Annotated in this window: 7 protein-coding genes and 3 pseudogenes; all 10 read right to left on the bottom strand. The window is 65.6% G+C overall.

Annotated features, from left to right (window positions below; all coding sequences use genetic code 11):
• Window positions 1–123: 123 nt before the first annotated feature.
• Window positions 124–330: pseudogene (locus ACPXYO_RS05485) on the bottom strand (calcium-binding protein); the annotation flags it as partial.
• Between the two features lie 12 nt (window positions 331–342).
• The gene (locus ACPXYO_RS05490) at window positions 343–615 is read right to left on the bottom strand and encodes a calcium-binding protein (protein WP_423917423.1); all 273 of its coding nucleotides are present in this window, start codon (window positions 613–615) and stop codon (window positions 343–345) included.
• Window positions 615–1,838, bottom strand: coding sequence for an RDD family protein (locus ACPXYO_RS05495; RefSeq protein ID WP_423917426.1), 1,224 nt, complete (start codon window positions 1,836–1,838; stop codon window positions 615–617). The genes ACPXYO_RS05490 and ACPXYO_RS05495 overlap by 1 nt, the downstream gene beginning before the upstream one ends.
• Window positions 1,839–2,008: 170 nt before the next feature.
• Complete coding sequence (locus tag ACPXYO_RS05500) at window positions 2,009–7,786, bottom strand: Ig-like domain-containing protein (RefSeq protein ID WP_423917428.1); 5,778 nt, start codon at window positions 7,784–7,786, stop codon at window positions 2,009–2,011.
• Between the two features lie 64 nt (window positions 7,787–7,850).
• Window positions 7,851–8,237: pseudogene (locus tag ACPXYO_RS05505) on the bottom strand (leucine-rich repeat domain-containing protein); the annotation flags it as partial.
• A gap of 58 nt (window positions 8,238–8,295) precedes the next feature.
• A pseudogene (locus ACPXYO_RS05510) lies at window positions 8,296–9,108 on the bottom strand (leucine-rich repeat domain-containing protein); the annotation flags it as partial.
• A 444-nt stretch (window positions 9,109–9,552) separates the two neighbouring features.
• Window positions 9,553–10,317 (bottom strand): IS21-like element helper ATPase IstB, encoded by a 765-nt coding sequence (gene istB / locus ACPXYO_RS05515; protein WP_423916039.1) that lies wholly within the window; start codon window positions 10,315–10,317, stop codon window positions 9,553–9,555.
• Window positions 10,314–11,798, bottom strand: a complete 1,485-nt coding sequence (gene istA, locus ACPXYO_RS05520) for an IS21 family transposase (RefSeq protein ID WP_423918612.1) — start codon at window positions 11,796–11,798, stop codon at window positions 10,314–10,316. The genes istB and istA overlap by 4 nt, the downstream gene beginning before the upstream one ends.
• A 579-nt stretch (window positions 11,799–12,377) precedes the next feature.
• Window positions 12,378–13,679 (bottom strand): hypothetical protein, encoded by a 1,302-nt coding sequence (locus tag ACPXYO_RS05525; protein ID WP_423917431.1) that lies wholly within the window; start codon window positions 13,677–13,679, stop codon window positions 12,378–12,380.
• Between the two features lie 89 nt (window positions 13,680–13,768).
• Complete coding sequence (locus ACPXYO_RS05530; protein ID WP_423917434.1) at window positions 13,769–14,806, bottom strand: winged helix-turn-helix domain-containing protein; 1,038 nt, start codon at window positions 14,804–14,806, stop codon at window positions 13,769–13,771.
• Window positions 14,807–14,835 lie beyond the last annotated feature (29 nt).

Below are 14,835 nucleotides of genomic sequence, written 5' to 3' on the forward strand. Positions count from 1 at the left end.
CCGATCACCCGCATAAGTACAACACCCGACGGCTCCACAGCACCCTCGACATGACCAGCCCGACCGACTACGAACTAGCCAACACCAACTGACCAACCCTCCACGATTTGGGGGGAAGCCCACCTACTCACAGCCGGCGTCTGTCCGCGCACGCCGACACCCGTTGGTGTCGGGTCCGCCGTCTGTGTGGTCGGTTCCGTTGCCTCCGTCGAGGGTGTCGTCGCCTTGGCCGCCGTAGACGCGGTCGTCGCCTGGGCCTCCTCGGAGGGTGTCGTTCCCGGCGCCGCCGTCGAGCTGGTCGTCGTGGCCTTGCCCGTCGAGAGTGTCATCGCCCGGGCCGCCTCACAGCGCGTCGTTTTGGGTGTTGCCGTCGAGTGTGTCGTCGCCCGATCCGCCGTGCAGCATGTCCGCGCCCGCACCGCCGGTGAGGGTGTCCGAATCGATCCCGCCCCAGATGGTGTCGTCGCCGTTGCCGCCGCGCAGCGTGTCCGTCCCCGGTCCGCCCCAGAGGATGTCGTCGCCGCCGAGGCCGCAGATCACGTCGTCGCCTAGCGTGCCCCGGATCGTGTCGCCGATTTCTGTGCCGATGATCGTGCACCCCGCAGTGCCCACCATCACCGGCGCATGAACTCCTGCCAACGCCGGGCCATGTCGCTCTCCCCCGAAGCACGCCGACCAAACAGACCACGCGGCGACGGCCCGGCCGGGAGCCGAACCACCGACGTGCCGACGAGCTTGTCGCGCCAGCCGCGCCGCTGGGGATCCCACAGCACAGAGGCATGCATCAGCGCCCACATGCTCAACGACAACACGGCGAGCCACGCTCCGGGGATCCCTTCAGTGCCGCTCCACCACGCCCACAGCAGCGCTGCGACACCGACCAGCAGCGGCACAGCACTGACCGCCCAGCGCAGCAGCGCACCGCCGGGCCCCACCGGACGGTCGTCCGCGAAGCGCACCACCCTGATGCCTGCAATGCGCTGGCCCGCCGTCGCACCCCAGCAGCGCGCAACCACCGGCCCGCACACCACCAGAATCATCGCGAGCATCGCCACCGGCGGCGCCCAATACACCGCACTCCAACTCAAGATGTCGAGATACGTCCTCAGACCTAGATCCAGGTAATGGAGGCCGTAGTCCTCCATAGCCGACAGCACCGACCATCCGCCCAGCAGCACCAACGCAACCCCAGAGACCACATCGACCAGCCCCGCCCCGACACGCGCCGGCACGCCCGCCCGCGCAGCAACCGGGGTCTCGCCCCGCTCAACGAGGCCGCTGTGCCCCCGCGGCTCGCGGCCGACCTCCGCAGCCGAGGCGCGCACCACGACTGTGCCCGCAAGCCTGTCATGCCAACCCCGCTCGTCCCGACGAAACGCCATCGAAAGAGCGAGAACGAACATCACCACGAACCAGCCCGTACCCAGCGTCAACACGCCCGCGAGCGTCGGCAACAGCACCCGCAGCCACGACGAAGCCGCCGAGACCGGCGCCCCATCCGTGTAACGCACCACCCTGATCCCCATCGCCTGCTTGCCCACCGTGGCACCCCAGCGCGCAACCATCAGCGGCTCATACACCAGCAACACCAGCAGCCCCGCCAAGCCATACACGTCCAGTACCGGAGGAACCTCATATCCCGGCTCGACACCCCCAGCCAGTCCCGTCGCCAGTCCGTGACCGAAAACCCCAAACGCGCGCAAAACAAGCGATTTCGCAATCATCAGCATCGCCGGGCTCAGCACGACCAAGTCCAGCAACCTGGCCCGATGACGCCGCTCCAAAGACGCCTGCACAACACTGCGGCCGTCGCCCAAACACACGACGAAGCTGCTCACTGGCTCGACAATCCCGCCCGCACGGAACAGCCCCGCCTCGACTGCCGGGCAGGGGATGCAACGCCGAGCTTGCGGCGTCGGCGACCCCCGACCGCGCTCAGAACACTCGCATCAATGGCATGGACCTGAGTGCGGGCCGCTGCGGATGGTTGGGCGAGACCCATGGCAGTTCACTCGCAGCCAGCAGCTGTCCCGGCACGCCGACAGGTGTCGGTGTCGGGTCCGCCGTCGGTGTGGTCGGTTCCGTTGCCTCCGTCGAGACCGTCATCGCCCGGGCCGCCATATAGGCGGTCATCGCCCGCTCCGCCCCACAGCGTGTCGTTCCCAACGCCGCCGATCAACTGGTCGTCGTGGCCGCCTCCGTCAAGGGTGTCCGTTCCGGGGCCTCCCCACAGGCCGTCGTTCTGAGTGTTGCCGTCGAGTGTGTCGTCGCCCGTTCCGCCGTGCAGCATGTCGGCGCCTGCTCCGCCGGTGAGGGTGTCCGCGTCGAGCCCGCCCCAGATGGTGTCGTCGCCGTTGCCGCCGCGCACCATGTCCGCGCCCGGGCCGCCCCAGATGGTGTCGTTGCCGGCGTGCCCGTCGAGGGTGTCATCGCCCGGGCCGCCCCAGATTAGATCCACTTCGCCGCCGCCGTCGGCGGTGTCGTCGCCGAGGCCGCCCATGATGCGGTCATCACGCCGATTGCCATAGAGCGTGTCGTCGCCGTCGCCGCCCCACAGCGTGTCCGCTCCGTTGCCGCCCCACAGCGTGTCGGCTCCCTGGCCGCCCCAGATCAGGTCGTCACCGTCACCTATGCCGATGAGGGTCTCGTTGCCGCCATAGAGCATGTCGTCGCCCGGGCCGCCGACGATCACATCGTCACCGTCAAGCCCGTAGATCGTGTCATCGCCGCCAAGACCGCAGATCACGTCGTCGCCGGGAGTGCCGCGGATCGTGTCGTCGGCTTGTGTGCCGATGATCGTGCACCCGGCGGTGCCGACCATCATCGTTACGTGAGCGGTCGCGCAGTTCGCCAGCGAGTCGCACACCTCATAGGACAACGACACAGTGCCACCGGCCGCCGCCGCCGTGAAGCTGACGACCGAGCGACCATCGGCATCCTGTGTCACCGTCGCAGTGCCGGCTGCAGGAGCTGTGGAGATTCGCAGCGACCCTGCATCGATGTCCTCATTAGGGTCATGATCATTGCCCAGCACATCGATCACGACGGTGGCCGACTCCTCGGCCCACACCCAGTCATCAGCCGGCTCAGGACCGGCCTGGGCAACGGTCACCCGCGGGGCCACCACCAGCTCAAAGTCATCGTCGATCACCGTGTCAGCAGTGTCGATGCTGTGGACCGAGTCCATGCCCGGTCCGCCATGCACCGTGTCCACACCGGCACCGGCCACTATTCGGTCGTCGCCCCCGTTGCCTTGAATCACATCGTCGCCGTCGCCGCCGTAGATCCATTCCACACCGGCGCCACCCAAGATCACATCGTCGCCGCCCTTGGCGTCGATGATGTGGAACGCACGCCAGTCGCCACGGTCAGGCACGCAGATCACGTCATCACCTTCGGTGCCCTCGATCAGTTCGACACCCGCGGTGCCAGTGATAGTGCACCCCGCAGCCACCGTCACCGTGAGATCGGCTTCGACGCCGATCCCCCAGCCGTCGAACACGACATAGGAAGTCTCAACGGTGCCCCAGAACCCGGCGTCAGGCGTGAACGTCACCAAACCGGTCGCAGTGTCGACGCTGAACTTGCCGCCGTCGGCGGAACGCACCCGCACCGACGACGCTTCCAGCGAGCCGCCCGTCGGCGCCCTGTCGTTAGCCAGCACCCGGACCTGCACGCTGATTCCCAGCGCCATGGTCGCCGTGTCAGCCGCCGCGCACGGCACGATCCCCGGGTATGCCACCATCGATCCGGTCATGAACGCATAACGCGTCTCGTCGTCGGCGCCTTCGCCCGATGCCTGGAAGACGTACCCGCGCGGCACCGCATCAACGGTTGCCGCCGACACGGTCGGCACGGTCCACGACGCCTCGATGCGGCCGTCCCCGTCCGCCGTCGCATTCGTGATCGTCGGGTCGCTCAGCGCCGCGTCGCCCCCTGACACCGCGCGTCCCACGAACGACACCGTCGAGTTCGCGGCGAAGCCTCCCGCCGTGAGCATCACCGTCTCTGCGGGGGCCACGAAGGCTGCGCCGCAACCGGATACCGCCGCTGCGCGCTTGACGGACAGCACACCCCACGAGAAATCTGTGCCTTCGTCCGTGTCGCTGTCGGAGCCATCGTCGTCATCGTCAGCGGAACCGTCGCCGTCGCCGCTGCGCTTGGCCAGCCCAGAACTCGCCGAACCCTCGACATCGCGCTGCTGGCTGCGGGACCCAGCCGACCCCGTCGCCGCGTCCTGGTCCTGGGGAACGGGGTTCACCGGCAGACCCGCCGCGGTCAATCCGATCTTGGGGTCGCGGATCGCATTGCGCACGTAGTCCCACACGATCTCCGCATAGCCCACATGACCCGCCACCGTCGGATGAAACGACTTGCCGTTCACGCCGCTGTCCTCGACGTCATCGGCCACAAAACCGTTCAGCCACGGATCGCCGCTGCACTGGTCATGACCCACGAAACCCGACGGATGTCGCACCGAGTCCACCTCGCCTACGACATTCACGAAATGCACCCGCGCCCTCAACGCCGCCTTCTGCAACGCCTCGTTCAGGTCATCAGCGCCCTGACGCAGGAACAACGCCTCCCCGGGATCGATCTTCACGATCCCCGGAGCGAACTGCGCAGTGCCATCGCTCAGGAGACTGTCCAACCAATCGCTGCTGAGAGCGAATGCGACTTCTTGAGCGTTCAGGCTTTCGCACTCATAGAAGGTCTCGAAGTAGATTTCGAGACGGCTTCGGCATTCAACTGAGACACCCAAATGGCGCAATTCTCCCTCGTATGTTTGGCGCATCTGTTCGAATTGGGCTTGACCGGAGTGAATCTGCAGTAATTCGTACAAAGTGTTGACCGTTTCGATCTGGTCGCGTGAGAGCCCGCCGCATGGCTCCATCACCGGCGTCAGATAGGGGTAGCCCAAGAGCATTATTGACGCTTGGGGCGCGATCTCCCTGATGTGTGTCAGAGCTGCGGCGACGCGGTCCTCGACGGTGTCGAACACCTCCTCGTAGCTCAGCGGCGTGGTGCACTCCGCGAGGTGGCCCTCGTTGGCGGCGATCTTACAGTCCACCACGTCGCTCTCATCGCAGGTCGTGTCGTCGTTCTCATAGATGGGGGTCACGCAGTCTTGGAGGATCTCGGAGAAGCTGACGTCGTTGCCGCCGATGGTGATGGTGACCAGGTCCACGCTGTCCATGTCGACACGGTCGAGCGACACAGCCTGACGGGCTTCGTGAACCGCTCCCGGGGTGGGCCCTTTGGTCCCGATGCTGCGCGCATCGTTGTTGGTGTCGTCGGGGTCCAGCGCATCGAACACATTTTGCGGTCTGGCACTGACGCAAGCGAACGTGGCGAACTCGACCCTGAGGGTGACATCGCCGCTGCTCAGCAGGCGTCGCTCGAGCACCCTGGGATACGCTTGGTCCCATCTGCGGCACTTGTAGTCCGCGGGGCTCACGTCTTTCTGGTAGTTGCCGTCGAACCCGGGGAAGCCGCGGCGGCCGTTTTCGCCTGCTGAGTACGAGTCGCCGAGTGCGACGTAGTTGACGGCTTTGGCGAGGGGGATCCTGAGGGTGCTGGTGGGCTCGGGTGTGACGATGCGCTGGTTCTCGTCGACGGTGTCTGAGTCGTAGTTGCCGTCCTGGTCGGCGTCGAGCCACACGCGCAGCAGATCGTGCTGTTGGCGCAGCACGCTGACCGCGCCGGGCGGCACCTTGAACCGCACATCGACATGGCCCCTCGCGTCGGTCGCGCAGCGGTCCGAGTAGCCCGGGGAGGGCACCACGTCGGTGGGCGGCACCGAGCACATCACTGCTGCGGTGCGGCTGGGACCTGCCAGCATCGACACCCCCACCGGGGTGTTCACGACGGCATCCCTGCGGTACACCGGACCGCCGAGAGTGTGGCCGATCACCTCATCGGTGCGGGTCCGCAGGGCAAGCCGCAGCGACGTGTACAGCCCTGCGCGGCTGACGCGATCGCTCCACGGCGTCACCAGCGACACCTCGAAGCGCCGCGGCAACCCGAATTCGGTACCGCCGCCCTCGCCGGGGGCTCGTGTCTCGAAGTCGGACTCGAAGTCTGCAAAGGGCTCGCCTCGGTCGAACACACCGTCACGATCAGCATCGACCCACGCCAACAGTTGATGCATCTGCCCGATGGCGGTGTCGGGGATGCGCAGCAGATGCGTCGAACGGCCGTCGCTGGGGTGCTCACCCGGATGCGTACTCAGAGTCCGACAGCCTTGCGATGTTTGGGTCGTGGCAGTGGTGTTCGCGACGGAGCGAAACGTCAAGAAGCCCCGTGTCGAAAGGCAATGCTGGCTCTGCCCGATGCTCGCCGATGGTCCACTGATGACGGCCACTGCCGTGGGATAGCCGATCCCGGAGACGCCTCCGCTGTCGCAGGAGACGTCCACGTCCACGAACACATGAGTGTCATCCGCATAAGCCGTCTGGGTGATGTCGAACACGTCACGGACCGAGCCGCGCACCGACGTGCGCTCGCATGGCTCGATTGGGCGCAGTTCGACCGGCGGTGCTTCATCGTCGACGATTGCGCCCAGTTCAATCTCGTCGTCGAGCACGGTGCCGACAGGATTGCTGAGATCCAACCGGATGTACTCGGTCATCTCGGGGATTGAGTCGCCGAGTAGCGGAACGCTGATGGTCGCTCGCCTGACGCCAGCGGGGATCGTCAGAGTTCCTGACACGTTTGTGTAGTCGCTGCCTGCTTCCGCTGTCTCAGATGCGGCTATGCCGTATGCCGCGAGGGCTGAGCGGGTCGCGAAATCCAGCGACACCTCCGATTCGTGACGTGTGGTGATCGTGCTGTCGATCGGGGACAGCAACACCGTGAACACGGCTTCGGCGTCGCTCTCGCTGACGTAGGCGCCAATCGTGGACACTTGCAGGTTCGAGCAGAAGATGATGCCGGGATCGACGATTGGGTCGAAACGAAACGTCGACAGAACATCGGGCAGACAACCCGCCAGGCTGTTTCCGTCCAAGCGAAGGCTGGCGAGACTGTTGAGGTTGCCGATCTCCTGAGGGATCGGCCCCGAGAGGTGATTGTCGCTCAAGCTGAGGACCTGAAGCTGGGCCAGATCGCCTATCGACGCAGGAATCGCCCCGCTGAGCTGATTGTCGTGCAGAAGGAGGATTCTCAAACTGGCAAGGCCGCCGATCTGGGTCGGGATCGCGCCCGAGATCCGGTTCTCGCCTAGATCGAGCTCCCACAGCCCAGTCAAATTGCCGAGTCCCGCAGGAATCGACCCCGATAGCTCGTTGTCGCGTAGAAGGAGCCGCGAGATGCCGGCGAGGCCGCCGAATTCGACCGGGATCGAGCCGCTCAACTCATTCTCGGACAGGTCCAGCCAAACGAGGTTGGCGAGGCCGCCGAATTCGACCGGGATCGAGCCGCTCAACTCATTCTCGGACAACTCCAGGAAGCGGAGGTTGGAGAGGCTGCCGATCTGGGTGGGTATCGAGCCCGACAGCTGATTGCCGTGCAGCCATAAGGTTCGTAGGTCGGTGAGGTTGCCGATCTGGGTGGGTATCAAGCCCGAAAGCTCATTTCCAGACAGGCGCAGGTAGCGAAGGTTGGTGAGGTCGCCCAGCTCGGTGGGGATCGAGCCGGACAGAGCATTGCTCGGCAATTCGAGAGTACGGAGGTTTGTGAGATTGCCGAGTTCGGTGGGGATCGAGCCGGACAGAGCATTGCTTGCCAAACCGAGCGTGTGCAGGTTGGTGAGGTCGAGCTCGGTGGGGATCGAGCGACAGAGCATTGCTTGCCAAACCGAGCGTACGGAGGTTGGTGAGGTCGCCCAGCTCGGTGGGGATCGAGCCCGACAGAGCATTGCTTGCCAAACCGAGCGTACGGAGGTTTGTGAGATTGCCGAGTTCGGTGGGGATCGAGCCCGACAGCTCATTTCCAGACAGGCGCAGGTAGCGAAGGTTGGTGAGGTCGCCCAGCTCGGTGGGGATCGAGCCGGACAGAGCATTGCTCGGCAATTCGAGAGTACGGAGGTTTGTGAGATTGCCGAGTTCGGTGGGGATCGAGCCCGACAACTGATTGTTCCTCAGGTCTAGCTGGACGAGGTTGGTGAGATTGCCGAATTGGGTGGGGATCGAACCCGCCAGCGCGTTGTTGAAGAGAGACAGCAGCGTGAGGTTGGTGAGATTGCCGAGTTCGGTGGGGATCGAGCCAGATAGAGCATTGCTGTGCAAGGACAGCATCGTTGAGGTTGGTGAGGCTGCTCAGCTCAGTGGGTATCGAGCCCGACAGAGCATTGCTGGAGAGATACATCTGAGAGATGTTGGTGAGGTTGCCGAGTTCGGTAGGGATCGAGCCAGATAGAGCATTGCTGTGCAAGGACAGCATCGTGAGGTTGGTGAGGCTGCCCAGCTCGGAAGTAACCGTGCCCGATAGGCGATTGAAGGAGAGATCCAATTCTACGAGGCTGGCGAAGTCGCCGATCTCGGCGGGAATCGGACCCGATAGTCCATTCTCGCGGAGATACAGATTGGTGATGTTGCCGTTGGTGTCGGTGGTGATTCCGTACCAGTTCCTGACGGGTGCGGTGGTGTTCCAGTTGGTGTTGCGGGTCCAGTTCGGCCCGTCGGTGGCGGTGTAGAGCGCCACCAGCGCGGCGCGCTGCGCAGCGGACGTGGTCGGCGTGTTGCGCGCGGTGTGTCCGGTGCGCTGCGGCTTGTCGATGCCGACGGTGCCCACGCCGACGAAATCGCCCGGCGGCAGCGACACGTCGCGCACGACGACATGGCATGACGACCAGCCGCTGCTGAGGGTGTGCTCGCAGTCGGCGAAATCGGCAGCGAACGCGCCGCCGCCGAAAACGACGTCGAGCTCGCCCAGCGAGCGGTAGGCATTCACGGTCAGCTCTGGCGCTCCCACCAGCATCACCTCGGTGAACACACCTTCCGCGTCATACCCCTCTTGCCAGGCCGCGCCCCTTGGGGAACCTGTCAGAGATCCCTCCGCGCCTCCGCAGGCCTTGGCCACCGTCGCGGAGCCGAGCAGCCCCAAGGTCCAGCCGTCCAGTGCCGCGCACGCCCCCTGGTCGGTGACCGCTGCCGCTGCGGTCGCCATCACGGCGGTGCCGTCCCACCAACCGCCGGTCGCCACTGCGGGAACGCGTTCAGCGGCGATTTCCGGGTCCGGCTGTGGAGTCGCAGGCTCAGCCGCAGCCACGGGCACCAGCGGCAGCACCAGCCCTAACGCGAGCAATGCCGTCGACCCAGCGAACCAGAGGGCTCGGTGCGGCGCGGCGCTTGGAATCCGGCGGGCTGCGCTGAGCTGCTTCACGACGGCAGACTACAATTACGGCTCCGATTGTCATGTGGGATACATATTCAATACATGTGTCATCAACCCACAGAATCAATACAAACCGACGCGCATCGCAAGTTGCGCATTCGATCCGTCCTGTCTCAGTGTCAAGGGCCAGTGGGATCTGCCCAGTGGCGGACAGCAGGACTGCCCGTTGGTGGCCAACAGAACTGCCCGGTGGTGGCCAGGTGTTCTGCCCGTGGGTCAGTTGGTCAGTGGCGTCACCCCCTTGCCGGCGGTGGCTTGGGTGAGGCGGATGCTGTCGCCGGCGGTCATGACGACGTGGGCGTGGTGGAGCAGCCGGTCGACGGTGGCGTTGGCGATGGTCTTGGGCATGAGTTCGTCGAACCCGGCGGGGTGAAGGTTGCTCGACAGGGCGATGGAGCGTTTCTCGTAAGCGGCGTCGACGACCCGGTAGAGCGCCTCGGCGGTCTCGGTGGTGACTGGGAGCAGGCCGATGTCGTCGATCACGATGACGTCGGAGCGCATGATCCGCCGGATGGCCTTGGCGGCGGTGTCGTCGGCGCTGTGGCGGCGCACGAGCGCGCCGAGGTGCTCGAGACTGAACCAGGACACCTTGTGGCCGGCATCGACGGCGGCCTGGCCGAGCGCTTCAAGGAAGTGCGTCTTGCCTGTGCCTGATGGTCCGCACACGACGAGGTTCTCGTGGCGGTGGATCCACTCCAGGGTGCGTAGCGCCCGCTGGGTCGGCGCCGGGATCGAGCTGACGGTTCCGTCCCAGATGTCGAAGGTCTTGCCGGTGGGGAACCCGGCCGCTTTGCGCCGGGCCCGGATTGAGGATGCTTGGCGGCCGGCGAGCTCCTCGGCCAGCAGTGCCCTCATTGCTTCGGCCGGTTCCCAGCGTTGTGCCTTGGCGGTGGCCAACAGGTCCGGTGCTGCGGCGCGCATGTGGGGCAGGCGCAGGGCGCGGAGCAAGTCGACGACCTCGTCGATCGGCGCTGGGTTCATCGGTCGCCTCCGAGGCGACCCCAAGCGGCGGTGCCGGGCTGCAGCGAGTGCGCGTCATCGGCGCGCCGGGGTTGTCCGGGCGGGTCAGCAGCCAGGATCGAGGCCAGGTCGCCGTCTGCGAAGCGGCCGAACATCGCGGAGTGGCCGAGCGCCCAATCAACGCGGACCTGGCCGTGGAGGCGGGCAAGGGTGACGGCTTGGGCCATCTTGACCTTCATGCGGGTCGTGCCCGCGGCGGCTGCTTCAACGAGCCAGGTGCGGGCGCCGTCTCCGATGGCGAGGAACTCGGTCTCGGCCGCGCTCGTCGGCTTCGGACGCCGCGCCAGTGGCCCAGCCGGGCGTGGCGGGTAGTGGGCGTCGTCGATCATCGGATGCCCGGGTGTCGAACTCTGGTGGCGGGCGACCTCGATTGGGCCTGACGGTGCGCAGTGGGTGACGACGACCTGGTCACCGTCGACGCGCACCCACACCGTCTCATCGGCGAGGGTGTGCGGGACCGAGTAGGTCACGCCGCCGAAGCTGACCGTGGAGCTCCAAGAGACTTTCCGGGTCTCCCCGAGCGCTGCCGTGTATGGGCGTTCGGGCAGCGCGTGCAGCCGGTGCCGTTCCTCGGTGAGCATCTCCACCGGCGCCCGCCGGGTCACCCGATGGACCCGCTCGTTCACCTCAGCGGTGAACGCCTCGCAGGCCTCGACCAGCTCGGCCCAACTGGCGTAGTCGCCGCGCAGGTTCGCGTCGGTTGGCACCAAGTCGGCCTTGGCGACCCGCACCGTCGCCTCGCTGCCGCCTTTGGATTCAGGGTCCGCCGGCACACACGTCGCGACCGTCACGCCGTAGTGGCCGCCGACCGCAACGATCTCCGGATGGCGCACGGCGATCCCGGCGACGTGGTCGATCGTGACCGTGCGCTCGTTGTCGGTGAGCCAATACGTCGCAGCGCCGCCAAAGGCTCGCATCGCCCGATCCACACAGGCGATCACCGTGGGCAGGGTGCGGTCCCAGGTCGCGATCACCACCCGGAACCTCGACCACGCCAGCCACGCGCAAAACAGATTCGTCCGCCGCCCGGCGATGACCGGGCCCGCGCCCCAGTCCCACTGCGCCCACATGCCCGGCTCGGGGATCCACGGCCGATACACCCGCCGCCGACCCGCCCGGAAGCTCTTCTTGGCCTCCGCCACTGCTCGGCGCACCGTGCGATCCGAACCCTCGAACCCCAACGCTTTCAGCTTGGCGTGGCAACGATCGGCGCGGATCTTGCCACAGGAGCGCTCCACCCACTCCTCGATCTTCGGCAGCCACGGATCGATGATCCGTTTCCGCCGCACCGGGCCCACACCCCCCAGCCGACCCTCGTCGCGCTCAGCCACATACGCGGCGACGGTGTGATGCGAACAACCGGCCAGCTCGCCGGCATCCCGGAACGACCCAGTCAGGTCGAACGCTTCCAACATGTTCATGATTTCCTCGCGAGACTTCACTTGCTCCTCCTGCTCGATGGTCACGGTTGTGGTGACCGGCTATTCGAGTAGGAGGAGCACCCCGCCGCGGTGCACCCCGACGGGAAATGGACTTCAACGCGGGCAGTTCTGTTGGCCGCCGCTGGGCAGAACCGTCGGCCGCCAGCGGGCAGCTACATGGCCGCCACTGGGCAGGATCTCATGGCCGCCGACATCTCAGGCGGTGTCGTAGGCGTGATCGTTCACGCAGTAGACATGCGTGAGCGGACCGAACGAACCGTGGGAACGTGATTCCAAGACGTCCCGTGAGGTCCCACGATGACATAGTCAGAGGTCTGGAAGCACCTCGGAACCGTCGAAGAGGTGCTTTCACGATTGTCGAGTGGGACTACCGGCCTTGGGTCGATGACGGCGAGAGGGTGAACGGCGGCTACACAGGCGCGTTCGCTCTGCGAGTCCGCGCGCCCGTCGGGGCGGTGTGGAAGGGCGGAACCCGAGAATCACTGGTCGCCACTGCGCAGTTGCCGCGGGGCAGTCCCTATGACTGACGCCCTGCAACAACGTGAGCGAATGCGCCTATCTGCCACCTCGCGGGAGAACTCATTCTGACTGCTTGTCACGCGACAGGAGATGGGGCACTTGCATGCAGCTGCGCGTGCCGCCATTCCAACTCGGAAGCCGATCAGCATCAGTGCGAAGCGGGACGAAGGCAGCCACGATGGCGCCCAATCCACGCCGCGGCGAGAACCACGGCGATTGGTGCTCCTGGCGCCGCCAGACACATCCGACGGTCGACTGCCAGAGCAGGTCAACTAACGCGAAGATCGCAAAGTACGCGTAGGCGACGAAGTACCCGACGAGGAGCCAGCGAGAAATCGGCACGAACAGATGCACCGAAGTTGCGGTCGGGTCGCTGAGGTCTGCGACTAAGTCGTTCCGCAGCCAGCGAGCTACGAAAAATAGCGCCGGGCCGAGCAGCAACCACCAAGCCGCTGTCCGCACGCGGTCGAGCTTGACCAGCCGTTGAAGTTCACCCTCGTGCGTCGGATGGGCGTCGGCCACCGTTAGGTACGCGAGGGGCGCTGCAGCGGTCACATCGAATCGCTCCGGCACGTGACCCCACAACTGAGTCGGCGGTCTGCACTCGGACAACGGCAGGATGAGCCACATGGCGTCGCCGGCGATCTTTCCTTGGTGCCGCAAGAACGCCGTTGGGTTGCCGTCAAATTTCGTGTCGGCGCTATGCAGAGTGAGACGGCCCGGTGCGTCCGCATCGAGGGTCATCCCGTACCGGGCATTCACCAAGAGACACCGTACCGGTGCGCCTTTGTCGGCCATGTCCGGAGTTGTCGCAATCGCGACGAGGCGCCGCTCTTTGTGACGCCCTCTTGCCGCCAACATCGACCGCCTCAGGTGCCGCCGATTCTCGTTGGCGTGAACCTTGATCTCGAGCTTGAAGCTGCCGCCGTAGGGGGCGTCGCCGAATGCCGTGAGGTCGGCACCAGGGGAGTACCGCAGCTGATCAACGACGAAACTCCCTTTCGGCGCGGTTTGTGTCACCAACGCCCGAGCCCGTATGCGACGGCCAAGACCGAGGAACCACCGTCCTGAAGGGCGCCGCCTCAGGGGAACGCGGCCCCACAGGCGGGTCAGCTGAGCGAGGCTCTCAGCAGACCAATTGGTCTGAGCACGCAACGGCACGGTGAGCACGCGGCTCTTCGCTCGGTCGGTGCCGGGCTGCCGTGACCACCGCTTCTTCGGAGGCAGCACACTGAGGTAACTCAGCAGGAGCCGGCCCGGGTTCCAGAGAATCGAGAGCGACGACAGCGTGCCGAAGAAGACGGTGACTATTCCTTCGGCAGTGCTGAGATAGTCGATGAGATCCGAGATTCCCACACTCACGCCTCGCCGAGTATCGGGCGTCCGCGCCGGTTCAGCTACGAGGCGCTTCTGCTCATACGAGTACCCGACTGTCGTCGAGTCCGGTCACTCTATGGGTCGCTGTTCGCCACGGAGGTGGTGTCGTCAGGATGCGGCATCCGGTAGCCGACGCGGGGGACGGTGACGATGTATCGGGGATTGCGCGCATCGTCGCCGAGCTTGCGGCGGAGATCCTTGATCACGATGCGCAGCCGGCTGGGGTCGGCTGCGGAGTCGGATCCCCACACTGCGGTGAGGAGCTGCTCGTGGGTCAGCACGGTTCCGGCATTGGCGGCGAGCTCGGCGAGCAAGTTGTACTCGATACGCGCGAGCTCGACGGGGCTGCCCGAGACGCGGACCAACCGCGCAGCGTCGTCGATCGAGAGGTCGCCGAGCGTGAAGCGACGGCGCATCGTCAGGTCCCAGTTTTGCTCGCCGCCTCCTGGCGAACGCCGGGCGCCGACAAGGTGAGCCGCTCCGGATTGACCTCCTTGCGCTTCCACCATCCCTTTGAGGGCATCGAGCAGCCTCCGAATGGCATCGACCTGCTCGTCCATGATCCCAAGAAACTGGAGCATCTGAGAACGCGGAAGCTGCGTCTGATCGACTTGATGTCGGCGGCCGGCGAAGATCGCCAGCGCCGCCAGCGATGCGAACACGGCCAGCGTCTCCTCGTCATCGGCTGATACTTCGCTCGGGCTCTTGGCCACGCAGATGGCGCCCAGCCTTTCGCCGAAGTGCCGGATCGGCGATGTGAGGTACGTCATGGCCTGGCCTGTCGGGATCGGCGAAACTGCGTCCGACAGCCCGTGCTCATTCAGGTGACTCTGGATGTCGTCGATGCGCAGAGGTCCGTCTGCCTGGGTCAGCCGATCGAAGAACTCCCGCTGGTCCTGCGCTGCGTTCAGGAATTCATCGGACTCCTCTGCGGTCATCCCGGCAGTGAAGAAAGCGGAGTGCGACTCTGGGTCGTCCGCGAGCCAGATCAATGCAGAGCGGCCCTCGATCGATTCACGGGCGTTGTCGAGGAGTCCCTGAAGCGCCGCGTCGAGATCAGTGCTCTCGCTGATGAGCAGGACGGCGCCACGGAGCGGGCCATTCGGGTCCATAAGCGGTGCATAAGTTGAGTTATACACAA

The sequence above is a fragment of the Candidatus Poriferisodalis sp. genome (genome assembly GCF_965237655.1).
Lineage (GTDB): Bacteria > Actinomycetota > Acidimicrobiia > Acidimicrobiales > Poriferisodalaceae > Poriferisodalis.